Source organism: Streptomyces luteosporeus, from assembly GCF_039532865.1.
GTDB classification, from domain to species: Bacteria; Actinomycetota; Actinomycetes; order Streptomycetales; family Streptomycetaceae; genus Streptomyces; species Streptomyces luteosporeus.
The window spans coordinates 191,689-215,881 of sequence record NZ_BAAASL010000004.1; the positions used below are offsets into that span (position 1 = coordinate 191,689).

At 72.1% G+C, this 24,193-nt stretch carries 18 protein-coding genes and 1 pseudogene; 8 read left to right on the forward strand and 11 right to left on the reverse strand.

Annotated features, from left to right (window positions below; translation table 11 throughout):
- Positions 1 to 5: 5 nt before the first annotated feature.
- Genes ABD361_RS06565 through ABD361_RS06600 form a run of 8 tightly spaced genes read right to left on the reverse strand, consistent with a single transcriptional unit; the run spans position 6 to position 11,274 of the window.
- A complete protein-coding gene (locus tag ABD361_RS06565) occupies positions 6 to 1,793 on the reverse strand; it encodes a DUF6297 family protein (RefSeq protein WP_344433820.1) in 1,788 nt (595 codons plus the stop codon).
- Positions 1,784 to 2,476, reverse strand: a complete 693-nt coding sequence (locus ABD361_RS06570; protein ID WP_344433821.1) for an ABC transporter ATP-binding protein — start codon at positions 2,474 to 2,476, stop codon at positions 1,784 to 1,786. Before ABD361_RS06570 ends, ABD361_RS06565 begins: the two co-directional genes overlap by 10 nt.
- 55 nt (positions 2,477 to 2,531) lie before the next feature.
- Positions 2,532 to 3,491, reverse strand: coding sequence for a thiopeptide-type bacteriocin biosynthesis protein (locus tag ABD361_RS06575; protein WP_344433822.1), 960 nt, complete (start codon positions 3,489 to 3,491; stop codon positions 2,532 to 2,534).
- Positions 3,488 to 4,849, reverse strand: a complete 1,362-nt coding sequence (locus tag ABD361_RS06580; protein ID WP_344433823.1) for a hypothetical protein — start codon at positions 4,847 to 4,849, stop codon at positions 3,488 to 3,490. Before ABD361_RS06580 ends, ABD361_RS06575 begins: the two co-directional genes overlap by 4 nt.
- A gap of 51 nt (positions 4,850 to 4,900) precedes the next feature.
- Positions 4,901 to 6,775, reverse strand: coding sequence for a YcaO-like family protein (locus tag ABD361_RS06585; RefSeq protein ID WP_344433824.1), 1,875 nt, complete (start codon positions 6,773 to 6,775; stop codon positions 4,901 to 4,903).
- Positions 6,772 to 8,277: a hypothetical protein gene (locus ABD361_RS06590; protein ID WP_344433825.1), complete on the reverse strand. Its 1,506-nt coding sequence runs from the start codon at positions 8,275 to 8,277 to the stop codon at positions 6,772 to 6,774. The genes ABD361_RS06585 and ABD361_RS06590 overlap by 4 nt, the downstream gene beginning before the upstream one ends.
- On the reverse strand, positions 8,264 to 9,271 hold the full coding sequence (locus ABD361_RS06595; protein ID WP_344433826.1) for a lantibiotic dehydratase C-terminal domain-containing protein: 1,008 nt from the start codon (positions 9,269 to 9,271) through the stop codon (positions 8,264 to 8,266). Before ABD361_RS06595 ends, ABD361_RS06590 begins: the two co-directional genes overlap by 14 nt.
- Positions 9,265 to 11,274 (reverse strand): lantibiotic dehydratase, encoded by a 2,010-nt coding sequence (locus tag ABD361_RS06600; RefSeq protein WP_344433972.1) that lies wholly within the window; start codon positions 11,272 to 11,274, stop codon positions 9,265 to 9,267. Before ABD361_RS06600 ends, ABD361_RS06595 begins: the two co-directional genes overlap by 7 nt.
- Between ABD361_RS06600 and ABD361_RS06605 the strand changes: the two genes are divergently transcribed.
- Complete coding sequence (locus ABD361_RS06605; protein ID WP_344433984.1) at positions 11,182 to 11,730, forward strand: hypothetical protein; 549 nt, start codon at positions 11,182 to 11,184, stop codon at positions 11,728 to 11,730. The genes ABD361_RS06600 and ABD361_RS06605 overlap by 93 nt on opposite strands.
- A 64-nt stretch (positions 11,731 to 11,794) precedes the next feature.
- Here ABD361_RS06605 and ABD361_RS06610 read toward each other — a convergent pair whose 3' ends face one another.
- The gene (locus tag ABD361_RS06610; RefSeq protein ID WP_344433827.1) at positions 11,795 to 11,956 is read right to left on the reverse strand and encodes a thiazolylpeptide-type bacteriocin; all 162 of its coding nucleotides are present in this window, start codon (positions 11,954 to 11,956) and stop codon (positions 11,795 to 11,797) included.
- A 509-nt stretch (positions 11,957 to 12,465) separates the two neighbouring features.
- On the opposite strand from ABD361_RS06610, the gene ABD361_RS06615 reads away from it, so the two are divergent.
- Positions 12,466 to 12,594, forward strand: coding sequence for a DUF6408 family protein (locus ABD361_RS06615; protein WP_344433828.1), 129 nt, complete (start codon positions 12,466 to 12,468; stop codon positions 12,592 to 12,594).
- A gap of 54 nt (positions 12,595 to 12,648) precedes the next feature.
- Here the strand turns inward: ABD361_RS06615 and ABD361_RS06620 are convergent, their stop codons facing one another.
- On the reverse strand, positions 12,649 to 14,760 hold the full coding sequence (locus tag ABD361_RS06620) for a DUF2075 domain-containing protein (RefSeq protein WP_344433973.1): 2,112 nt from the start codon (positions 14,758 to 14,760) through the stop codon (positions 12,649 to 12,651).
- A 144-nt stretch (positions 14,761 to 14,904) separates the two neighbouring features.
- On the reverse strand, positions 14,905 to 16,788 hold the full coding sequence (locus tag ABD361_RS06625; RefSeq protein WP_344433829.1) for a DNA/RNA helicase domain-containing protein: 1,884 nt from the start codon (positions 16,786 to 16,788) through the stop codon (positions 14,905 to 14,907).
- A gap of 345 nt (positions 16,789 to 17,133) precedes the next feature.
- Between ABD361_RS06625 and ABD361_RS06630 the strand changes: the two genes are divergently transcribed.
- The 6 genes and pseudogenes from ABD361_RS06630 (at position 17,134) to ABD361_RS30625 (ending at position 23,898) form a co-directional block, all read left to right on the forward strand.
- Positions 17,134 to 18,345: an MAB_1171c family putative transporter gene (locus tag ABD361_RS06630; protein ID WP_344433830.1), complete on the forward strand. Its 1,212-nt coding sequence runs from the start codon at positions 17,134 to 17,136 to the stop codon at positions 18,343 to 18,345.
- Positions 18,342 to 19,343 carry an aldo/keto reductase gene (locus ABD361_RS06635; protein WP_344433831.1) on the forward strand — a complete coding sequence of 334 codons (1,002 nt, stop codon included), beginning with the start codon at positions 18,342 to 18,344 and terminating at the stop codon, positions 19,341 to 19,343. Before ABD361_RS06630 ends, ABD361_RS06635 begins: the two co-directional genes overlap by 4 nt.
- A gap of 259 nt (positions 19,344 to 19,602) precedes the next feature.
- Positions 19,603 to 20,019, forward strand: a complete 417-nt coding sequence (locus ABD361_RS06640) for an effector-associated constant component EACC1 (protein WP_344433832.1) — start codon at positions 19,603 to 19,605, stop codon at positions 20,017 to 20,019.
- A 7-nt stretch (positions 20,020 to 20,026) separates the two neighbouring features.
- Positions 20,027 to 20,692: a caspase family protein gene (locus ABD361_RS06645; RefSeq protein ID WP_344433833.1), complete on the forward strand. Its 666-nt coding sequence runs from the start codon at positions 20,027 to 20,029 to the stop codon at positions 20,690 to 20,692.
- Positions 20,693 to 21,729: 1,037 nt separating this feature from the next.
- A pseudogene (locus ABD361_RS30620) lies at positions 21,730 to 22,713 on the forward strand (AAA domain-containing protein); the annotation flags it as partial.
- A gap of 51 nt (positions 22,714 to 22,764) precedes the next feature.
- Positions 22,765 to 23,898 carry a DEAD/DEAH box helicase gene (locus ABD361_RS30625; protein WP_425583174.1) on the forward strand — a complete coding sequence of 378 codons (1,134 nt, stop codon included), beginning with the start codon at positions 22,765 to 22,767 and terminating at the stop codon, positions 23,896 to 23,898.
- Positions 23,899 to 24,193 lie beyond the last annotated feature (295 nt).

Sequence of the window (24,193 nt, forward strand, 5' to 3'; positions counted from 1 at the left end):
CGGTATCAGCCGGCGGGCGTCGTCCCGCTCATCGCGCGGGCCTGGGCGCGCACGCGCCAGGCGCTCAGCGCGAGGGCCAGGCCGGAGGCGATCGCCAGCTGGACGACGGCGCCGGTGAGCGCGGCGTGCGGGGAGACGACGGACTGCCACAGCAGCGGCGCGGCGACGGCCGTGCACATCAGGGTGGGGGCCGCGTACCAGATGAGGAAGGGCAGGACGGCGTACCAGTCCGGCGAGAGGAACATCAGGTCGTAGCGCATGGCGCCGCGGTACGCCGTCATCAGCGCGGCACCGACCGCGGCCGGGGCGCCGATCGCGCTGACCAGGGCCCACAGGTGCCAGGCGGATGCCGGCAGGCCCGTCAGCAGGCAGGTGGCCCAGGAGACGGCGGGGCCGAGCAGGCACAGGGCCGCGGTGGGCACGACGAAGTGACCGAGTGCCACCGTGTGCGGGGCGAAGGGCAGCAGGCGGGTGCGGGTGAGGTTGTCGGTGTCCTGGCGGGCGCCCTCGGTCAGGGCGCAGGCGGCAAGGTAGAGGGGAAGGACCAGGATCCAGCCGAACAGCGCGGCCTGCGGGGCGCTCACCGACGGATGGTCGGGAGCCTGCCCCCACTGCTGCATCAGGTGCAGCAGGAGCACGCCCGCGGCCTGGCAGACCACGGCCGCGGCGATCCGCGCGGGCCGGCGCAGCAGCGCGAGCGCGTCGCGCCACAGCAGGACGAGCCGCGGGTGGCCGGCCGGCAGGGGCAGACGGAACCGGGCCCGGCCGCGTCCGGCGCGTGCCACCGACTGGGCGACGAGGGCGATGCCGCGGACGTCCAGCAGGACGGCGCCCTGCCCGGCGCGGGAGCCGTGCTGCGCCCGGGCGGCGAGTTCGGCCGCGGGCAGCTCGCCCAGCAGGCGGAAGGCGCGGGCCAGGAGTGCTGCGGCGCTGCCGACGACGGCCGTGGTGAGGAGGGCGGCGGGCAGGAGGTCGCCGCGGGCGGCGTCGGCCACCGCCCGGCCGGTCCAGCCCCACGGGCCGCTCCATGCGAGGACGCTCCCGAGGAGCGGGAAGGACGCGCTGGTGGCGGCCGTGACCGCGCCGAGGGCGGCGACGAGCGCCGCGGCGGTGCGCAGCGTGCGGCAGCGGGCGGGCCGTGCCTGGGTGAGGACGCCGAGGGCGGCGGCGAGCAGGGCCCCGGCCACCGTCGCCGGGACGTCGACCAGGACGGCCGCCGGCTCGGCCGCGCCCAGGGCCGCCTGGGCGGCGGCGGCGAGCGGGACGGCGCCGACGGCGCCGGTCGCGGCGGCCACGCCGAGGCCGGCCAGCAGCCGCGGCCGCAGCATGCGGCCGCGGTCACCGGGCAGGGGCAGCAGCCAGGTGACCTCGTGGCTGCTCAGCAGCACCGGGCCCAGCCAGGTCGCCAGCCACATCGCGGCGGCCGTCAGCAGCGCGCCGGTGCCCGTGGTCAGGGCCAGGGCGGTGGCGGCCGAGGCGGGGGCGCCCACGGCCCGTCCCGCGCCGGGCGCGGTGTGCAGGACGCCGGCCGCGACGAGCACGAAGGCGGTGAGGGCGAGGAGCAGTTGCCAGCCGCCGGCGAACCGGGGGCGGCCGGAGCGCCCCGCGCGCTCGCGCCGGGCGTCGCGCACCCCGCGCAGCGCCTCGGCGGTGGCGCCGGTCAGGTCGAGCAGCGGATCGGGGGCTCCGGGTGCGGCGTACTGCGTGTTCTTCCGGTTGTTCTTCAGGTTGTTCTTCGGGTGGTTCTTCCGGTTGTTCTTCGGGGAGGTCCTGGTCGTGTTCTTCACCGCCACGGCGCGGCCTCCTCGGCGAGGACGCGGGCGGGTTCGCCCTCGGCGACGCAGCGCCCCGAGGCGAGCAGGACGACGTGGTCGGCGACGGCCTCCACCAGGGAGCGTTCGTGGGAGACGAGGACGATGCCGGTGCCCGCCCGTTTCGCCGCGTCGAGGACGGCGGCGAGCCGTTCCTTGGCGCGGGCGTCCAGGCGCTGTTCGGGTTCGTCCAGCATGAGCAGCCGGGCCGGGCGCACCAGGGCGGCGCTCAGCAGCAGGGCCTGGCGCTGCCCTGCGGAGAGGGTGCCGGGGAAGGCGTCGTGGTGCGCCGCGAGCCCGAGGTGGTCCAGGACGTCGGCGGCGGCTTCTGCGGCGCGGCGGCCGAGGCCGTGGGCGGCGGCGACCATGCGGACGTGCTCGGCGACGGTCAGGTCGGGGAAGCACTCGCCGCCGTCCATCGACACCGCGACGTCGCGGCGGAAGCGGGGGTCGCTCTCGCGTACGGGTTCGCCGTCGAGGAGCACGGTGCCGGTGTCGGCCTCCTGCCGTCCGGCCAGCACCCGCAGCACGGTGGACTTGCCCGATCCGTTCGCGCCCGCGAGGGCCACGCATCTGCCCGGTTCGACCTGCAGGCTGACGCCCGCGACGACGGGGGCGCCGCCGTAGTGGACGGTGAGGTCTTCGGCCTGGAGCAAAGGAGGCATGGGGGAGCTTTCCTGCGGTCGGTGGTACGGAAGGGGCGGTCGGTGCGCCGGGGGCTCAGGCCCCCGCGGGCACCGGCAGCAGGCAGCGGGCCGTCTCGATGAGCGCGAACTCGTCGTGCACGAGCAGCCCGAGCCGGTTGAGGGTCATGTGGCTGTGGGAGATGCACAGGCTCTCCCGCCGCGCGGCGGCCTCGGGCCCGTCGGCGACGCCGTCCAGGACGGCGGCCAGGGCGGTGTCCCAGGCGGCCAGCGGGCCGCCGCGCCGGATGAGCCGGTCGGCGGTGACGCCGGCGCGCTCGCGCAGGACGGTGGCCCATTGGACCGCCTCGGTGGCCAGCCGGTCGGCGGGGAAGACGGCGGTGGGGCCGGGCCCGGCCCACGTACGCCAGTACGCGGCGTAGCGCTGCAGCCAGCCGTCCACGTCGTGCGGGCGGGCGCGGTGGGCGGCCTTGCAGATCGTCTCGATGCCCAGCAGGCGCAGCTGCACCGCGCTCGGGGACTGCCCGGCGGAGTGCACGGCGAGGTCGCTGGAGGCGGCGAAGGCGGCCTCGGAGAGGGCCAGCCGTTCGCCGGTGCCGTAGCGGTCGGTCTCGGGGGTGTAGACGGCGCGGTGGACTCCCGGCTCGCGCACCAGGCCCGCGAGGTGCGGGTCGACCGTGGGGTCGGCGCGCAGGCTGGCGCGGGCGAGGTCGCGCACGCCGTCGAGGTAGACGGCGGGGTCGTGGCCGGCCGTGGGCACGTCGCGGAAGGCGGCGTGCACGGCGGCGTCCAGCGGGCCGGCGTCGTCCGCCGCGGCGGGCAGGATGCGCAGGCGCAGGTGGGGGCCGCCCTCCCAGTAACGGATGAAGAACCAGTTCCGGACGCGGCCCGCCGCGCGCTGGGCGGCGATCAGCTCCGCGAGGGGGCCGGCTATCAGCGGGGCGAGGTGGTCGGTGCCGGTCGGGTCGGCGGCCACGTGGACGTGCCAGGACAGCCATCCCGGCGCCGGTCGCTGCTCGGACGAAACGACGCTCACGCCGTTGCTCCTTCGAGGGTCGTGGGGCGGGCATCGAGCCCCGGTTCGTCGAACCGGCCGACGCCGCAGGCCAGTTGGTAGATCGCCTGGTGGTGCGGGGGCAGGCCCAGCGCGTCGGCCGCGCGGTCGCCGTGGAAGCTGCGCAGCGGCCGGGCGAACATCCCGTGCGCCGCGGCGGCCAGGGACAGGTGCTGGGCCAGCCATCCGGTGGCGGCCAGCACGTCGTCGGCGACGCGGGCCGGGTCGGGGTCGGGGTCGGTGCCGGCGGACCCGGCGCCGGTGGCCTGCAGGCCGGCGGCGGCGTCGAGGTCGGCGACGAACATCCACACCATTGTGCACCGGTCGAGGTCGAAGGCGAGCGAGGGGACGGGGGCGGCGTCGATCAGCAGCCCGCCGCTCGCGGGCGCGCAGTCGCCCACGCGGTGGGCCTCGGTGCCGTCGACGCGGTACAGCCCGTCGCGCAGGCCCTCGACGCCGCGCACCCAGCAGTACAGGTGCAGCACGGACCGGGCCTGCGCGAGCACGCCCAGGCCGGTGCCGGCGGCGGACAGCGCGGCCAGCGCCCGGCGGAAGGCGTCCCCGGGCACGGTGGTGCGCGTGGCGGTGAAGCCGGCGTAACCCCGGGGCACCCGGCCGCTGTTGCGCGCCCACACCGTTCGCGCCCAGCTCGGCCCGGAGCCGGCCGGGCCGGCGGACGCGGGCGGGACGGCGTCCGTCATGCGGTAGCCCGGTACGACCTCCCCGCCCGTCAGGGCCTCCAGCCAGCCGGCCCACTGCTCCCCCGCCCGGCCGGTCACCTCGACCGGCCGGCCGAGGGCGGCGCCCAGCAGCGCCACGGAGGCGAGCAGGTGCCCGGTCTCCAGCCCGGCCAGCACCCGGCGCAGCGGCCCGTAGAAGCCGGGCAGCGTGCGCAGCGCGGAGCCGGTCTCGATCGCCCGGCCCTGCGGCCGGACGTCCTGCGGCAGGGGCAGGTAGGCGTCGGCCTCGGGGGCCAGCAACTGCCCGTCGGCGACGACGCGTACGGGGAACTTGGCGCGCGGCGACGGGTAGGGGCGGTGCTCGGGGTAGGGGTTGTCGGTCTCGAAGCGGACGGGCGCGCAGGCGGTGGCCACGACGTCCGCGAGGTCCACCGCGCGCTGCGGGCCGGGCTGCGGCCAGGGCAGTTCGTCCAGCAGGTCCCAGCGCGGCTGCGGGGCGGGCAGGTCGCGCCCCGCTGCCGCGCCGGCCACGGCCCGGCGGACGGGGTTGAGGTGGGGCGCCGCCTGCGGGTCGCGGCGGGTGTCGCCGCTGGGCCGGGCGCCCAGGATCTCCCGCAGCGCCCGGACGCGGCCGGACGGCGGATGCGTGGGGTGGGACATGGTCTGCGCTGCTCCTACGGGACGGGCGGGCTGGACGGTCGTCAGCGGGCTTTACGGGAAGGGGTGCACCGTGAGCCGGTCGGCGAGCGCGCCGTCCTGCGGTCCGGCGAACCGGGGCAGCCGGGGCAGGCCGAACACGCGCTGGTGCGCGTAGCCGAAGGACAGCGGGATCGCGCCGGGGACCAGGACGCGGGCCGCGTGCAGCCCGGCCGCCCGGTGTTCGGGCCCGGTCTGGTCGAGCACCAGCACCTCCCCCAGCCCCGCCGCGGCCAGCCGGGCGGTGAGGTCCTCGCGGACCTCGGCGAGCGGCCGGCGGCGCCGCGGCAGCCGGTGCGCGGTGGGGAAGGCGTCGTCGAGCGTGCCGAGGGGGCCGGACAGGAAGGGTTCGAGTGCCGGGGCCGCCTCGGGCACGGAGTACCAGCGCACGTGGTCGTCGAGGTCGGTCACCTGCCAGGGGTCCTCGCGCAGGGCGAGGGCGCGCTGCCGGTCGGGCGCCATGAGGTCGCCGAGCACGATGGGGGCCAGTTCCGTCACGGCCGCCCGGACCGCGCTCACCGGATCGGGGTGGGCGGCGGCCGCCGTGAGGCTGTACTTGTCGCGGGAGGCGGGGTTGACCGCCAGCGCCCACACGACGGGCAGCGCGATGTCCTGGGTGACGGCGCACAGATGGATCTCGTAGCCGGCCCGGCGGATCAGGCCGCGCAGTTCGCGGCTCGTCGGGTCGGTCACCGACCGCCAGTCGATGCGCGGGACCGGGCGCCCGGACCACCAGGTGTGCAGGAACGCATCGCGCTCGACCACCTCCGTCAGCGCGTGCACGGCGGCCTCGTCGAGGCTCGCGCCCAGGGCGCAGCCGTTGGAGGACTCGTAGACCACACGCCCCCACCGCTGGCCGGGGACCGGCCGGGGGTGCAGGTGGTAGGAGGCCGACTCCAGCGGTACGTAGCGCTCCTGGCCGGTGGCCCAGACGCGGGCCCGCGTCCAGGACATCGGCTGGTCCTCGGTGAAGGGGTCGACGCGGCAGCTGGGGTGGGCGAGTTGCTCGGCGCACAGCATGCCCAGGCGGCGCGGGTCGACGGCCTGTTCGGCGATGTCGCGGTAGGCGGCCACCAGCGGGCGGGCGGTGCGGGCGACGTGCTGCGAGCCGGCGCGCTCCAGGCGTTCGAGCAGCGCCAGGCGCGAGGCACGGCCCAGGGTGCGGCCGCGGCCGTACCCCGCGGTCTCCTTGGCCCGCTCCTCGCGGGAGTGCATGGCGCCGACGAGGGCGGCCGGCACGTCGGGCATGGGGCGCAGGGCGAGGACGGGGCCGTAGCGCAGGTCGACGAGCTGCCGGCGCAGGTGCTCCAGGGACAGGTCCGGGCCGTCGACGTGGCGCAGTTCGGCGTCGAGGTCGCCGAGGCGCGGCTGTCCGGTGGCTCCCGTCGCGCCGGCGGGCGTGCAGGCGGGGCAGCCGCTCTGGCGCAGCAGGCGGTGCCGGCCGCTGCCGGTCGCGGAGACGGTCAGCGTGCCCCCTTGCGGCAGCGGTTCCTGTGCGGCGAGGGCGAGGGCGTCGCGCAGCAGGACGTGGGCGGCCTCGGCGGTGCCGCCGGAGGCCCGCAGCACCGTGGGCGCCTGCTCCTTGCCGCGGGTGCGGAACTGGGCGGTGACCTGGCACACCGGGCAGCCGACGGCCGTACCGGGCGACCACAGCGGGCCGACCTCGGCCTCCTCGGACCAGATGCGGACGGTCAGCAGGGCGCGGCCGTCGCGCGTGGCCGCGTGCACGGCCTCCGACTCCCAGGCGAGGTCGTGGCCGGCGATCACCAGGACGCGGGCGTCGTCGCGGTCCGCCAGGGCGCGGCAGCCCTCGACGAGGCCGGGCGGCAGGCGGAGTGCGGGGTGGAGGTGCACGTCGGCGGCGGTGAGGGTGCTGCTCGTACCGGTCATGCTCGGGCCTCCTGTACCGCCAAGTCACCCGCGACCAGGGGGGCGTGGCCGGTGAGCACGTCCTCGGCGTCGGGGTGGAAGGCGACCGGGGCGCCCAGCAGCGTCCGGGCGAGGGCGTACGCCTCGTCGGCGGTGGCGGTGACGCCGGCGGCGCCGGTGGTGTCGAGCACCACGCCGTTGCCGTCGGCTCCCTGACGCAGGGCCAGGTAGGCGCAGGCGGCGTGGTCCAGGGCGGTGGCGGCGTCGGTGGCCCAGGCCGCGGCGCGCCCGTGCTCCCCGGCGGCCTCGGCCAGGACGAGCCCGGCCGGGCCCCGGTACGTACGGCAGGCCGGGCCGGTGACGTCGGCGGCCACGACGGGCACCGGCGCGTCCTCGTGCCAGGGGGTGTCCGGGGCGTCGAGCAGGCGGCGGGCGGCTTCGCGCAGGGCGGCGTCCACGACGGCGGCCTGCAGCGTGACGCCCGCGCCGCGGCGGGGGGCGTCGCCGCGCAGGAAGGCGGCGAGGGCCCGGGCCTTGGCCTCGTTGCGGATGACGCCCCAGCCGGCGGCCGGCGTGCGCTCGACAGCGCCGGTACCGGGGCCGGGGACGACGCGGGCCAGGGCCAGGGGGATCTGCTGCCAGTCGTCGGGGGTGTCCCAGCGGTAGCGGCCCACCAGGTCGTCGGCGCCGGGGTGCGCGTGCTCGTCGAGGGCGTCGAGGACGTCCTCGACCGGCCCCGCGGCCCGCTCGATGCGCCGGCTGCGCCAGCCCAGGGGCGCGGAGTCGACGACGTGCACGGTGCCGGACGCCTCCGTCAGCTCCAGCAGTTCGCGGAAGGCCTGCTCGGCGGCGAGGCCGGCGGCCAGGCGGCGGGCGGCGGGCCGGGGCCGGCCCGGCACGGCGAGCCGGCGCTCCAGCTCCGCCACGGCCTGCGGGTCGGCGCCGAGGTCGCTGGAGGCGACCCACAGCCGCTCGCCGGCGTACCGCAGTTCCACCGCGAGGCGGCCGGCGGCGTCGCGGACGGTCAGGCCCGCACGGTCGCCGTCGCCCTCGGTGGTGTGGCTCTCGGTGGTGTGGGCGATGCCGCGGCCGGCCAGGGCGTCGGCGGCGGCGCGGACGAGGTCCGCCTCGCCGCGCAGCGTCACCGTGGTCCGCGCCAGGCGGTGCAGGGCGGCGTAGGGGTCGCCCGGGCAGTGGCTCTCCGCGTAGGCGACCGCGGCGGCGGGGACGTGCTCGGGTGCCGGCTGCGCGGGGAGGTCCAGCAGCACGCCGTGGCCCCGCAGGTGCCGCAGCACCTTCTCCAGGGCGGGCGCCGCCTTGGGCCCGCCGGCGGCGGCGAGCAGTTCCTGCTCGGTGGCCGGCCGCTGCAGGGCCTCCAGCCAGGCGGCCACCGGATCGATCAGCGGCGCGGGCAGGTTGAGGGTGAAGGCGCCCCGCGGCGACTGCACGAACACCGACGTCTCCGTGGTGCCGTACAGGATGCTCGGGCGCAGCTTGAGCCGCCGTGTGTCAGTGGGGTGCATGTCGGGTGGGCCTCGTCTTCAGGCGGTCCTGCCATGCCTCGCCGAGCCGTTCGTCGACGGCGCGGGCCGTGCAGTAGCAGTACAGGTAACGGTGGACAGTGGTGACGTCCAGCACCGGGAGCAGCTCGTAGAGCCAGTTGACCAGGACGCGGTAGGGCAGGAAGCCCTCGGGCGGCCTGCTGTGGAAGCCGCTGTGCTGCAAGGTGGCGTGGAAGGCGCTCATCCGGCCGGGCTGCGGCAGGGCGGCGGCCTCGTCGGCGGCGCCGAGCAGCGCGCGGACGGGGCCGTCCATGTCCGGCTCGCGCAGCCGTGCGTACGCCTGCGCGAACGTCCCGTACGCCGGGAGCGCCGCGGGGGTGGCGAGCGCGTCGGCGACGAGCTGGTCCAGTGCCTCGGCGCGCTGCTGGTACGCCTGCTCGAAGCGTTCCCGCAGCGGGTGTTCGTGGGGTGAGGCGGCCAGGTACGCCTCGGCGTGCGAGCGGTACGACAGGGAACCGAACCGCAGCCCGCCGGGGAAGACGGAACCGGCCGCCAGCAGCAGCTGCAGCACCAGGCCCGGGCCGGACTCGGCGGCGTCCGCGAGCACGCGGGTGAGGCCGGTCAGCATCGTGTGCCGTACGGCTTCGAGCGGTGCGGGGTCGCCCGCCTCCTCCATGCGTACCGTGCCGTGCGCAAAGGGCGACGCGTGACGGGCGGTGCGCTCCTCGGCGGCCTCGTACTCCCGCCGCCGGGCGGCGTACTCCGCCTCGCTCCAGGTCTCCCCCGGCTCGCCGAGCGCCGCCACCCGCTCGCCCAGCAGGGCCGCGGCGTCCGCGCGAACGGGGCCGGGGCCGAGGTGCAGGGCGAGGTGGGAGCCGCCGTCCCAGTGGCGGGTGACGAAGGCGACGTCGTGGCCGTCCGTCCGCCGCAGGTCGTCCAGGAGGGGCAGCACCGCGCGGGTGAGCAGCCCTGCCTTGCGCGGGGCGTAGTGGTACGCGCGCAGAACGGTCAGCATGCCGCGCCTCCTGTCGTGCGGTCGAACTCGTAGACGTACTCCCGGGCGTGCGCGCCCTCGCGGGGCGCGGGCAGGCACTCCTCCAGGAAGGGGTGGGTGAAGGCGGCCGCGTCGCGGGCCAGCGACTTCAGGCCCAGCGGGCTGGCCAGGTGCAGATAGCGGGGCTTGGGCTGCAGGGGCGCGGTCGTCGTCAGGTCGGGCATCGAGCCGCCGGCGCGCTGCCATGCGGCGAGTTGCTTGCAGAAGACCTCGCCGGGCACGCCGTGTTCGGTGGCGAGGGCCAGCAGCCGGCGCACCCCCGCCTCGCTGCCGTCCGCCGCGCCGGTCAGGAGGTCCAGGTCGGGCAGGTACCAGCGCCGCCGCTGCAGGACGAGGTCGCCGAAGCGGATGCGCGGTACGCGCGTGATGCCGGCGGTGCGGGGCACGTACTGGTCGAAGGTGGGCTGCACGAGCCCGCCGCCCTGCAGCCACAGCGCGATCCGGCTGGGCGCGGGCAGCAGGTCCCAGCGCGTGGAGGTGATCACCACCGGCCGGTGGCCGTCCCGGGTGGTGACCCGGATCCGCACGTCGCCCGGGGCGTCACCGCTCTCGATCACCGCGTCCGCCCAGTCGTCGGCCGTCATGGCCTCGCGCAGCAGCGGCGGATGGACACCGGTGTTGAGCCCGTGGCAGCCGCGGTCCTCCAGGACGCGCGGGCCGAGGAAGCGGTGCAGGCGCTCGCGGAGCTCCTGCGTGGCCCGGCCCCCGGCGAGGGAGTCCAGGTGCAGGAAGCGGGCGAGGGTGGCGCCGGCACCGGCGAAGATGCCGTTGCAGACCCACTGCGGCCCGGTGGTGGCGGGCTGGAGCATGAGGGCGTAGGAGGCGTCGGGCCGGTCGGTCCAGGCGGGAAGCGCGGCACGCCAGGCGGCGACGAGGGAGTCGGGCAGGGCGACGTCGTCGTGGTGCGTGTCGTCGTGGTCCGTGCTGTCGCCGATGAGCTCGGCGATGTCGGTGAGCACGCGCTGCCGGAAGCGCCACAACTGTCCGAGCGCCTCGTTGAGCGCGGGGTCGGCGAGCCGGGGCGTGAGGGTACCGGTGACGGCACGGGCGGCCTCGGCGGCCAGGTCCTCGGCGGTCGCGGTCAGGGACAGCCGCGTCCCGCGGGCGCGCACGGCGTCGTGCAGCGCCAGCCGCAGATCGTGCTTGAGGTCGAAGGCGCTGAGGACGGGAAGGAGCGTGCCGATGCTGTGCCGAAGGGATGCCGGCAGCTTAGGCGGCGTACCGACGGCCACCGCGGCGTCCTCGTACAACCCGAGTCCCAGCTGCTGTGCGTGGGGCAACTGCCGGGCGGCCTGCGCGACGTCCTCCAGCAGCGCCCTGCGCTGCTCGGGGAGCGCGCCGACGGCGGCGGCGATGCGCTGCAGCGGCTCCCGCACCTCGGAGCCGTCCGGCAGGGCGTCCACGGTGTCGTCGAGGAAGCGGGGCGACTGCTCGTCGACCGGCAGCGCGGGCAGCAGGACCTGGGCGCGCAGCGCGCCGTCCACGACCCGCTCGGCCGCGCCCTCGGCACAACCGAGGCGTACGGCCAGCCGCTTGACGACGTCACGACGCTCGTGCACGCCGAAACGGGCAACGGCGACGAGGGCATCGAGAGGGGGCGTACGCCCGACGGTCACCCGACGCGGCCCCTCGTCCCCCACCCGCAGGAACCCGAGCCGGCCGTCACCGGCGGGCAACAGCGGGGCGAGACGCACGCACGCGGCGGAGCCGAGGTCGAGCGCACTCTCACTGATGGTCTGAACGGCCCCCCGCTGAACGTCGAAAGCACTGACGAGCACGGTGGGCGAAGTCGGCTCTTCATGGTCCGCACCCGGCATACCGAACCCGACCCCGGTGAACCGGGCCCGAGGACTGGTCCGCAGCATGGCCCGGTGGGCATAGGCGACAAGCCCGGCCTCACTCTTGCGGTCACCGCGGGACCAACGCCCGACGTTGCCGGCGTAACGGGCGCGGGCGGTGTCCAGGTCGAGGCTGACGAGAGCGAGGGAGGAGGCGAAGTCCTGGTGCCGGCACACGGCGGCGAGCTGCGCACGCTCGGAGTCGGTGACATCGGGAATGCGGGAGAGGAATTGCTGGAGCAGCGCGGCGAATTCCCGAACGGCGGACTCCCACCGGGCGACGGGCTCCCCCATACCGGCCACGGAAGCGGCCAACGCCGAACCCGGCTTCTGCCGAATCCGCCGCCGCAACCGCACGAGCTCCGCACGAACACCGGAATCACCGGCCTCGCCGACTTCCCCGATGCGCCGGTGCAGGAATTCATCGGCCGCGTCGGCGGCCCGGAGAACCTCTTCATGGGCGGCGCCCAGAGCTTCCCAGGCACTCCGGTGGGACGACGGTGCAAGGTGCTCGAAAGGAACCGGATTGGCCCTGACCACCACACGCTGATCGACTCTGAATTCCACGGCATCCTGCACTAGATCCGGCGGCTTCCATCCAAAAAAGCGCCCGGGGGGCGGCCGAACGCCGCCCCCGGGTCACACCTCAGCTGCTGCTGGAGCAGCAGGAGCAGCTGGCCGCGCAGCAGGAAGCACCCTTCGAAGCACCCATGGCCGGCAGGCCGGTGGTGTCGGGAAGCTCCTCGGTGGAAATCTCGTCGATGGCGAACTCGTCGAACTCGATGGTGGCGTCCATGATGGACCTCATTTCCGTCTTGATTGATTGGGACGGAGCACCAGAGGGAACCGCACTCGGCGAGCCGCACCCCCCGTGGCTCATGACCAGTACTTAACACGATCACGGATTGCGGAGTCAACACCGATCAGCCCGATAAAACGCCCCGAGAATTCTTTAGGAGGCCGATAACGAGGCGATAAGCGGGCGCGATAAATTGAATTACGCGAGCGAGCGAAAAGCCCCGGCTGCATATTCGGTGCCGCCTCCGGGAGCCGGCCGACCGGCCACGGGCGTCGAGGGCGCACCAGCGGCCCTCCACCACCAGCAAGAGGCCGCTGCCTGCGCCCCAACTCCGTTCGAGGTAGGATCACTTGCGCTGCCCGCCTACCCGGAGGGGTACGCAGTCCACGTTCACGCGCTGGCTCGCCCGGTCGTGAGTGAGGGATGGTCATCCGTCGTGTGCGTGCACGCGACGTGAGTGCGGATGCCCGGTGGGGCTGTCCCTGCCATTCCCAACTCACTGTCAGGAGTGGCCAAGCATGAACTTGGACGAGTACAAGTGCGAGTGTCGCATCCGGTTCCGTAGGATCCTGGTCGACGTCGCGACCGGCGCCGCTTCCAGTCTTCTGGCGGCGGTGCTGGCATCGGCAGCGCGCCTGCTCTTCTGAGCCAGGCCAGTGGCGGGCCCGGGAGCCCGCCACACCACCTCGCCCTGCTTCTTCTCAGAACAGCGTCTGCTGTCCCTTCTTCGCCTGCGACCTGCGCCGCGCCCGCCGCCCCCTGCCTCGGCCGGGACGCCCCTGATGCGGCACGCGAGCCTCGGGCGGAAGGCTGTCCCACGTAGGACGAAGACCGTGGATCTGCACATCGCCGACCATGCACTCGAGATATTCCCGGGTCTCCGCGTCCGTGGAGTACAGCACCGTGGCACGGCTCGCGCGGGTCAGCAGCACGTTGTACGCGTGGCGTACGCAACGGGCGAAGTCTTCGTCGTCCAGGTTCTTTTTCCGCACTTCGGGGTCGAGCGAACCGGGGACCGCAACGCGGTTGACTCCCGCCTCCTTGTCCCTGCGCTGCTTCCCCCTCCGGAAGACCCAGCGACCGTCGCGTCGGACCATGTCGTCACCCATGATGACCCCGCACCAGTCCCATTCGAGGCCCTGAGCGGTGTAGACACAGCCGATCTGACCGAGACCGCCCTCGTGCACCGACCAGATCCTGGACGGGGGCGCGCCGTTCTCGCAGAAGCTCTCGCTGTCGGCGTTCCAGGGCCTGTGCCAGTCCCCGATGCGGACGTCGGCCTCGAGGCGCTTCTCTTTTCCGCGGGGCTTGGTCCACGGCCAGCAGAACCCCGCGACCATGCGCGCGGAGGCCCCGGCCCGGGCCTCCTGCACGATGATCCGCTCGAGTTCCTCGGGGGTGTCCGCCACCTCGATGTGCATCAGCCCGTCGGGCACCCACTGCCCGGGTTCCCGGCCGGAGATGCCGAGAAGGTCCTGAACCCAGCGCACGTACGCCTCGCTACCGCCGCACCGGTACTGCCGGCGGAGGTCGTAGTGGGCGAAGTCGGCTCCACGTCGTCGTGCGGCATCCTTGATCAGGGCCACGGTGCCGACGTCGTTCGGCCGAACGGACTGCCCTTCGTCCAAGAAGAAAAGGCTGAGGCGGGACGCATCGAGCAGCTCTTCCACCTGAGGGCGTTTCCCCTGCTTCTCCGCCGGCCAACGCCTGTTGGTGGAACGTTCCCGCAACCGGTGCGCCTCGTCGCAGATCAGGACGTCCAGCGGCTCGTCCGGGGTGGTGACGAAGCTGCTGAAGTACGTGAAGCTCTCCTTGAACTCACGGTCGCCGTAGCCCACGTGGTCCTGCATGGCGCCGTTGAAGGCTCGCGATCCGCTCGCGTACTTGACGCTTCGCCCTTCGGCTTCGAACTGCGCCTTGAGATGCAGACCGATGGCGCTCTTGCCCGTTCCCGCTCCTCCGGTGATGACGAACACCGCGCGCCTCGGGTTCGGGACGAGCGCCTCCTGATCGGGACCGTCGAGCACCATGGTGGAGGCCTCGATGACGTGGTCCGCCACTTCCCGCTGCTGCTTGCGCAGGGCGAAGACGGTGTCCTCGCCCCTCGACTTGATCACGGCATCGAGGAGGGGCGTGTTCCGCAGGTTCATACGGGCGAGCAGAATCTCGGCGTGCGACTGCCCCTCGTCGTGGACGAAGTGCCGGCGCAGGTCCTGCATCAACCGGTCGCGCCTGTCCCGTGTGTAGATGCGCGAGTAGGCTCCGGTGGGCGCGCCGGGAGCGATGAGCGGCCACACCGTGCTCTCGGTCGCATTGTGCAGATAAGTGAACCCCCCGCACTCGAACGGCAGGCCGTGAAGGGGGCCCTCCTCACCGCCGAATGCCGCAAAGCTCGCAGCCAGCTGCAAGGCCGGATGTTTTTTCGGCTCCATTCCAGGAACATGGATCATGTCGGATGCGGCCGCCTCCACGCGCGTGACGGTCGACCAACGTTTCAGCTCGACGAGCTGCACCGAGAGATGACCGCTCTCCGGGTGCCGCCCGACGAGCACGACATCGATGATGTGCCTGTCCTCGGGGTCGTCCGGCTCCTCCACGGTCGCCGAGCACTCGACGATCATTTCGACGTTTCCCCGGCCGGCGGCCACCATGTCCTCGGCCAGCGCAACGAGGCTCTCGGCCCACGCCAACCGCTCGGTGACCGACGCCTCGCTCCCGCGGAAGTGCTGCCACCGTGCGGCCAAGTGAGGAACCATGCGTCGCCTGGTGTTGAGCGTCAGGAGATCATTGGCCGAGAGCTTCAGCAGGAGCATGGACACGAGGTGGTTCCCCCAGGGCACGAGTGACTCGCGCGGGTGGGGGCATGTCCTGTCCAGGAAGCCCGTCGGGCCGCAACCGATGGCGACGATCTTAGAGAGTCGCGCGGCCGGAGGAGGAAGGACGGGCTCAGCCGTGCCTCACAGCGCTGCGACAACCTCCCTCGATCCCACGAGTTCCCTCAGCTTGTCGCGTGTCTCGGGGTCGGTGGAGTACACCACGGTGCCGACCATCCCGCGAGTCAGCAGCACCTTGTACGTGTTGCGGATGAGGCGGTCGACATCGGCGTCGGAAGTCGACTTCTTGAACACGGGGTCCTTGGACGCCGTACGGTCCGCGACCCACCTGTCGCCCCGCCACACCAGGTCGGGTCCGATGATGACACCCGACCAGTCGTACTCGAAGCCCTGCGCGGTGTAGACGCATCCGACCTGGCCGAATCCGGCCGGGTCCGTGGCCCAGAGGGCCGCGGGCGGCGCGCCGGCCACACCCCGGTCACCGCGCACATTCCAGGGACGGGCCCACTCCCCGATCACCACGTCCGCCGCGAGCGGCTCCCCCGACTTCGGTGCCTGCGACCATGGCCAGCAGTACCCCGCGGAGATACGCGCCCCGTACCCCTGGGCGCGGCGCTCTTCGAGGAACTCCTCCAGCTCCTCGGGGCTGCCGGCAACCCACAGCTGCATCCGGTCGTCGGGCTCCCAGAGCGTCGGTCCGCCCGGTTCCAGTCCCAGGAGCCGTACGACCCAGCGCAGGTAGGCCTCGCTGCCGCCGCACCGGAACTGGCCGTCGAGGTGGACCACGCTGCAGCCCAGGCCCTTCACCGCTGCAGCGGCCCGGATGTCCGCCACCGTCCCCATCTCGCCCGGACGCACGACTTGGTGCTCGTCCAGGAGGAAGACGGGTACCCGCGCCACGTCGATGAGTTCCTCGATCTGGGCCCTGCCGGTGCGGTGGGCGGCCGGGGTGTACCGGTTGGCGGAGGTCTCGCGGATGCGGTGCGCCTCGTCGCAGATCAGGACGTCGAGACTGTTCTTGCCCGCGGTCATGAAACTGTTGAAGTACTTGAAGAGATCCTGCACCTCACGCTTGCGCGCGCCCGCGACCTTGCGCATGGTGGTGGTGAAGGACTGCGAACCCGTGGCGTGGAGCGCCGGCACCCCCTGCCTGTACAGCTCTCCGAGCAGGGAGAGCGCAATGACGCTCTTGCCCGTCCCCGGCCCACCGGTGACGACGACGACCTCCTTGTGATCGGCCTCCTTCGCCTTGCGTACGGCATTGAGGACCATCCGGTACGCGACCTGCTGCTCGTCCAGGAGAACGAACTGCTCTCGCTCGCGCACTTCCTGCGCCGCGACGGACATCAGCTGGCGGGACGGAGCCGTCTTCCCGCTCAACAGCTCGTCGGCCGCTCGCGCACCTGGAACCGTGGGGCTCAGCTTGGCGCGCAGATAGTCGAGGAACTCGCCGCGCCGGCCGGCGGTGAACAACTGCCCGTGATCGTCACACTCGATGTCGCGCAGCCCGGCGACACCGAACTCGGTGGCGTTGTGGAGGTACGCCACGCCACTGACGCGCTCCGGATGCCCGGCCACGGCTCCGTTGAAGTTGGCGATGTACTGGCAGTACCGGCGCACCTGCTCGATGGGATTGAGAACGGGCCGTGCATACCTGTCGACATGGCACAGGGAGGCGTCGTCCTCGTCCGGCATGGCCTGGCTCCACTGCTTGAGCTCCACCACAACATAGGAAGGTGCGCCGGTGACGGGGTGCACTCCGGCGAGCACCGCATCGACACGCCTGCTGTTCAGGGGAAGCGCGTACTCGAGGACGACCTCGACGTCACCGAGCCCGGCATCGTTGAGGGCCGCGGTCAGCACGGGGATGCTCCGCTCCCACGAGCGCGCCTCCGACGGCCCGGGGCGGTGCCCCAGCACGTGGAAGTACTGCTCGCTCAGGTGCAGAAAGAGCGAGCCGTCCAACGCCATGACGGCGACGGTCTCGGCGGACGCACGGAACAACAAGAAATGCCCCCCAAGCAGCACGAAGAGACTCGTGCGGGTGGGGGCGTGTCCGTTACGCCCGCATCAGGACGGGCGGACCGGAAGCCCGGCGGGCCGCAGTGACGAGATCAGCCCAAGAATACCTGTGCGATGCATGGAGAAGTGAAGGCTCTGATCGACCGAGGAGTCGTCGGAGTTGCCAGCTACTATCGCCGACAGCCAGACAGTCGCACGGGGGCAGCGTCGTCAGTGGATTGGTGTGTCAGGGACAATGACATGTCGCGAGGTTCGCGCGTGCACAGCACGTCCGCTTCCGGCTGACCTTGCCGAGCCGCAGGAACGGCCAAAGCGGCGGCGGGAGCTGTCATGGGTGACGTGAAGGCCGTGGTGTTCCCGGCGTGTGCGGCCCTGTGTGCGCTGGCCTTCCTCTACAAGGTGCGCGACCTGCGGCACCGGCGGAACGATCCTGCGCTGCGGGCTCTGCTCGTCGCCTTCTTCTGCAAGGGCGTCTCCTTCACGCTCTCCACGCCGCTCGTCGCGCAGGCGGTGGACGTCGCCGTGGGTGTGAACGATCTGGGGGCGCTGGGCATCCATCTCTTCGGCGGCGTGGCCTCCAGTGCCGCGTTCCTCACCGCGATCGTCTACTGGGTGTACCCGCGTGAGGAGGCGCGTCGCCGGGCGCTCGTCCGTCTCCTGGCCGCGGTCGTGGTGGCCGTCGTGATGGTCGGTCTGTGGATCGCCGCGAAGAACGGCAGCCATCAGCGCAGCGCCCATTACCTCCTGCAGAACGCGAACCGCCCGGCCGTGGCCGCCTATCTACTGCTGTACGTCAGTGCCTTCGGCGCCGGGATGATCGAGATCATCCGGCTGTGCCTGCGGTACGGGCGCGTGGCGGGCCGGCAATGGCTGCGCAGGGGGCTGCACACCACGGCGATCGGCGCGAGCGCGTGCCTCGTCTACTGCCTGAACCGCCTGTTCGTCCTGATCAGCGTCCAGTGCGGACTGGACCCGCTGGACTGGGAGCTGCTGACGCCGATCGCCAACGGCACGGGCATCTTCTTCCTGGTGGCGGGGCTGACGATGCCCTCGTGGGGCCCCCGGCTGTCCGAGGGGCGGCGTCTGGCCCGCAGCTTCGTCGCGTACCAGCGGCTGCATCCGCTGTGGCACGCGCTGTCCACGGCGGTGCCCGGCATCGCGCTCGATCCCCAGTCGGGCAACCCCCTGGCCCGTCTGCTGCCAAGGGACACCGATTTCCGGCTCTACCGCAGGGTCATCGAGATACAGGACGGCCTGCGCGCCCTGCGGCCCTACATGTCCCCGGACGTCGTCTCCGCCGCCCAGCGGTCGGCGCACGAGGCGGGGCTGGCGGGCGACGCGCTGCGCGCCCGCGTCCAGGCCGTCTCTCTCGCAGCAGCCCTGCGCGCCAAACGCGACAACCGGAAGCAGCCGGCCGGGGAGCCCGCGCCCGTCGGCCCCGAGGCGGCCGGCGGCGGGGGCTACGCCGACGAGCTGGCGTGGCTGCTGAAGGTCGCCCGGGAGTACACCGCTCTTCCCGCCTTGGAAAGGAACGAACGATGAAGTACCGCAAGCTCGGCGCCCACGGGCCCGAGGTGTCGGCGATCGGCCTGGGCTGCATGGGCATGTCGATCGCCTACGGCGTCCCCGACGAGGAGGAGTCCCAGCGCACCCTGGACCGCGCCCTGGAGCTGGGCATGACCCTGCTCGACACCGCGGACGCCTACGGGCAGGGCCTCAACGAGGAACTGCTGGGCCGCTGGCTGCACCGGCACACCGGCGACCGGGACCGGGTGGTGGTGGCCACGAAGTTCGGCCTGCGCCACGACGCCGCCACCGGCCGGGTGGGCGATGTCGACACCTCGGCCGCCTACGTCCCGGTGGCGTGCCGCGCCTCCCTGCAGCGCCTGGGCATCGACCACATCGACCTCTACTACGCGCACCGCAGGAACCCCGACACCCCGATCGAGGAGACGATGGGCGCCCTGGCCCGCCTCGTGGACGAGGGGCTGGTGCGCCACGTCGGCCTGAGCGAGGTCAGCGCCGCCACGCTCCGCACGGCGCACGCCGTCCACCCCGTCAGCGCGGTGCAGGTCGAGTACTCGCTGTTCACCCGAAACGTGGTGGAGGGCGAACTCCTCGACACCTGCCGCGAGCTGGGGATCGCGGTCGTGGCCTACTCCCCCCTGGGACGCGGCATGCTCACCGGGGCGCTGTCCTCCCGCGACGACCTCGGCCCCGACGACAACCGCCGCCGCTGGCCGAGGTTCGCCGACGACAACATCAACCGGAACCTGGCCCTCGTCCGGGCCGTGGGAGAGGTCGCCACCCGGATCGGCTGCACCCCGTCCCAGGCGGCGCTGGCCTGGCTGCTCGCCCAGGGCGACGACATCATCCCGATCCCCGGCACCAAGCGCCGCCGGTACCTGGAGGAGAACGCCACCGCGGCAGACCTCGCCCTGCCCCCGGCCGACCTCGACCTCCTGCGCGCGGCCGTCCCCGAGGAGGCCGTGGCCGGCGACCGCTACCCGGCCCAGGCCCTGGAGCGGCTGGGGCACTGAGGTCAGCGCTCAGCCAGAAGCCGCCGGAAGGCCAACAGCGTCATTCGAGCGTCAGCACGACGAGTCGGTCCCGCCACGAGCGGCCCCCACGGGTCAAAGCTTCCAGCAGCCGGTCCCGCGATGCGGAGTGCTGACCTCGACACGCATATTTCAAGCCAATAACAAACTTATTTTAAGAATCCGGGGCCCCGGCACCCCACCACCGCGACTAGCCTCGCAGCCCCGTGCGTTCGCTGCACGGTGGAACAAGGGGGTAAGCGTGCAGATCGCCCAGGAGAGCCGGGCTCGGTATCGGATATCGATCAACGACGATGACCCCCTGCGGGCACGTCGTGAGGCCCGGGAGCTGCTGGGTGAGGTTGCCGGCACCGACGCCGCTGCCGCCCTGGACATACCCCGGCAGCACGCACCCGGCGACACGGGCAAGGGTGTGGACATCGTCGACACCGTCGGACTGGTGTTCAATGCAGGCTCGCTGGTCGCTGCCGCCGTGCAGGTCTGGCTGGCCCGGGTTCCCCAGCGGACAATCATCGCCACCCGGCCCGACGGCTCAACGTTGCGCATCACCGGCCGCGAGGCCCGCACGGATGACGAGCGGATCGAACGGTTCCTTGCAGGCGGTGACGGTGGGCACAACACCAGCAGTGGTGACGGCGCTGACGGCTCGATGGACTGATCGCGGGATGAGCGACAACGACCGGTACGCCATGCTCATCGGCGTATCCACGTACGACAGCGACGCCTACCACGACCTCCCTCCGGTCCGGGCAGACCTGCACTACATGCAGGCGGTGCTGGAGAGCACCGAGATCGGCATGGACAACGACTGCTCGATGGTGGCCGAGCCGACGCGCGCCGAGATGTTGCACGCCATCGAGTCGTTTCTGGAGGAGCGGCAGCAGAGCGAGACGGCACTGCTGTACTTCAGCGGACACGGCGAGTTCTGCGAAGCCGACGGCCAGCTGTACTTCCTGACCCGCGACACCGCCCCCGACGACCTGCCGGGCACAGCCGTGCCTGCGGAGTTTCTGGAGCGGATGCTCCAGTCCTGCCGGGCATCCTCCAAGATCGTGCTGCTGGACTGCTGTTCCAGCGGCTCCGTCGTACAGGGCTGGACAGCCAAGGGTGCCCCGAACACGGACGAGCGGCCCGCGCCAGCACCTTGCTGCGACCGACCGGCGTGTACTTCATCACCGCGTCGGACGCCCTGCAGAGCGCCTCCGCCATGGCACCGGTCGGATCCTCGCTCGGCACGTCCCGGTTCACCGGAGAGATCGTGGAGGGCTTGCGCAACGGGCGGATCAAGGACAGCGGCTGGATCACACCGGACGACCTCTTCGAGTACTTGACGGCACAGATGGTGAGGAAGGGCGTCCCAGAGGAACAACGTCCGACCAAGTCCACGATCCGCGCAACACAGAGCCTGCCCTTCGCACGTTCAGTGGCACGTCCGGTGCACCTGCCGACCCTTCCCGGTGATGCGACCGAGGCCGCGCAGCGCTCCTCCGCCCTGCTCAAAGCTCAAGAACTGGCCGCCGTCGACGCCCGGAACGGCATCGACTGGCAACGGTTGCTGCGCTACTACGCCTACTGCCTTACCGCAGAGGCAGCCGCCGGGATGCTTCCCGACCGTGATAGGGGCCGCGACTCCCAATACTTCCTGCTCAAGAGCGGCGAGGAGACGATCCAGTCGGGACGGGCCGGAACGCTGTCCGCCCCTCCGCTGCTGCCCAGAACAAAGGGCAGGACGGTCGGGACGAACGGAACGGTGTCCGGAACAAGCGCCCAGCACGAGTACTGGTACGGCTATCCGGCGGTCACCCTGCCCGCGCGCGGCGGAACTGGTGGGCGGGGCACCACCGTGCAGCTTGCGCCGTTGCTGATCCAGCAGATGGAACTCGCGCCGGACGAAGACGGTCGCGACATGCTTCGCCCGAGCGGGGTGCCTTCGCTTCACACAGGTGTCATCACTCAGCTCCTCGCGGAGGAGGAGGCAGCCGACCTCATCGCCCATTGGCAGCCGATGTGGCAGGAGGGCAACGACACACAGATGCTACGAGCTGTACGGGAGCTGCTGCAGAGACTGGGCCTTCCGGAGCTCGAACCTCTGAACCCCTCCGCCCTGAGCGACCAGTCGGTGATGCAGGCGCTGCGGCCGGGTGCGCACAACGCGGCCGTGCTGCTGGCCCCTTCAGGCGTCGAGCGCTTTGCCACAGATGCCCTGGTAGGGAACCTGCTGGAGATGTCGGCGCGCACCGGGGAGATTCCCGGCACAGCGCTGGGCACGCTGCTGTCCGGCCGTGGCGAGGGCACGGAGGGGCCAGCTCCTGTCGTGGTGGCTGCGGGACCGTGCAATGAGAGCCAGGAGCTGGTCGTCTCGTCCGCGATGACGAGAGCGCTCACCGTGGCCACCGGTCCGCCGGGCACGGGGAAGAGCGAGGTCGTCACGGCCGTCGTGACCACCTGTGTGGCTGCCGGCCAGTCCGTCCTCGTCGCTTCGACCAATAACGAGGCGGTGAATGTCGTCGCCGAGCGCTGCGACAGCATCGCACCAGGTCTGATGTTGCGTACCGGCAATGCGGAGGCTCTGGAGCGCGAGGCCGCAAAGCTGGAGCAGATCCTCGGTGAGCCCGTGCGGGCTCCGCGGCGTGGATCGGCGACCGTGGCCGGGGACCTGCGCAACACTCGCGGACGGGCACTCGGACAGCAGGAGGAGGCGGCACGTCTCGTTCAAGAGGAGGGGCAACTGCTGGAACTGCTCACGAAGCGGCAGGAGCAGGCGAACACGCTCGGGCTGCCGGTGGCGCTTCTGGCGGAAGTCTGGGCAGGTGAAAACACTTCCGTCCTAGCCCGTTGGGAGCAACGGGCCCACAAGGCAGCCGCAGCAAGGGGGTGGGTCGGACGCTGGCGCAGGGGCCGGGCGCTCAGGGCGTTGGTCGCGGAGCTGTACCCCGGGACTTCGCGGCCGGAGTGGCTGTCCGAACGACCGGTGTCCGTCGAGTTGCTGACCTCGCTGGCCGAGATGCTCGGCACCGAGCGGGAATTGCGTGAGCTCACGCCCGTTCACCTCGGCCGGGACGAGGAGGCGCTGAAGCGTTCACGGCTGGCGACCTCGCATATGCTGTCGGAGCTGTCGACAGAGCTGTCCCAGGCAGTGTCTACCGAAGCGATCTCACATGGCCACGCGCTCATGACGCAACGGCTGCAGGCCCTGCGGCGCCGCTCGGGGTTCCAGAAGAGCCAGAAGAACCTCATGGCGCACATCAAGGCATGGGCCATCAGTACCCACTCGGTGCGCCAGCTGGAGCTGACGCCGAAGCTCTTCGACCTCGTCGTCATTGACGAGGCGAGCCAGTGCTCCATTCCGTCGGTCCTGCCGCTGCTTTTCCGCGCCCGGCGGGCACTGATCATCGGTGATCCGATGCAGTTGGGGCACATCGCGGGCGTTTCACCACAGCAGGAGCACCAGGCCCGGCTCCGGACGGGGCTGAGCGCGGCACAGCTGGAGGACCACCGGCTCGCCTATCACGTGTACTCCTCGTACCACGCTGCTGCTCAGCACGGCGATTCCGCGCTGCTTCTCGACGAGCACTACCGTTGCCATCCGACAATCGCGGACGTGATCAACCGCTACTGCTACGCGGGGCAGTTGCGGGTACTGACGGATGTACGACGACAGATTCCGGCGCTTGATCCGGTAGGAGCGGCCGCTCCGGCGCCTGTGCTGGGCTGGGTGGACGTACCGTACGGCGAATCGGCGCGGGGCTCCGGTGGCAAGTCATGGCGCAATGCCGAGGAAGCCGAGGCAGTAAGACGCGTGGTGCGCAGGCTACTCGTGGACCTTCCGCAGGACGCCACGGTGGGAGTCGTCACGCCGTTCCGGGCGCAGAAGGAAGCACTTGAAAAAGTACTGAGAGACGACCGGGTACGGGTGGGTACGGTGCATGCCTTCCAAGGTGGGCAGCGGGACATCATGCTCCTGAGCCCAGTAGCGACCGACAACATGCCTTCTGGGACCACGCATTGGGTGTCGAGCCAGGTCAATCTGTGGAACGTTGCCGTCACGCGCGCGAAATCTCAGCTCATCACAGTGGGCAGCAACACCTTCTGGCAGGAGCGGGCCGGGCTGCCCGCGTTGCTGGCGCGACGGTCAGCGCTGCTCCAGACGGAAACGTACAAGGATGTAGGCACTCCTGCGGGCGCAATGTCGGTCCAAGCGGACCCTTTCCAGGTAGAGCTCGCCGACCGGCTCCAGCAGTACCTCAGTACACGTGGCATCACGGACATGGAACGGGCTGCCGTGGTCGGTGGGCACACGGTGGACCTGCTGTTCACCGAAGCAGGCCGCAACACCGCCGTGCTTATCGATCAGGGTCCGCTGTCCGGACAGGACCCGGCACGACACCTTCGATTGACGCACGCACGAGGTGACCTCCTGGCCGGACTGCCGTCCGGCGGGCACGGGGCGAAGCCTTGTCCGGTCAATCGGACAGTGCGGGTGGCGGCATGGCGAATCCTCTCCGGCAAAGACGCATTGGATCCGCTGTTCGACTAAGCTGCTGGGCCGCGAGGCGTCCTGCTGTAACTGACAGCCCTCATCAGCAGGACTTGGCTGCGTGCGGCGGGCGACAACCGTGCGTGCAGGCTGAGAAATCACTCCGTTCCACCTGGCCGAATCCTCTCGCCGCGCCCTCCGCCCCGATCCATCCCCGCCAGGTCTGGGCTGCAGAGCCTCTCTCGCAACAAGCTCAGGCCGCCCTTGGCGTCAGTATCACCCTTTAAGATTCATCCGGCGGTTGAGACAGGCTTCCTGACGCAATGACAGGAACGCTGCACACACGCGCACAAGC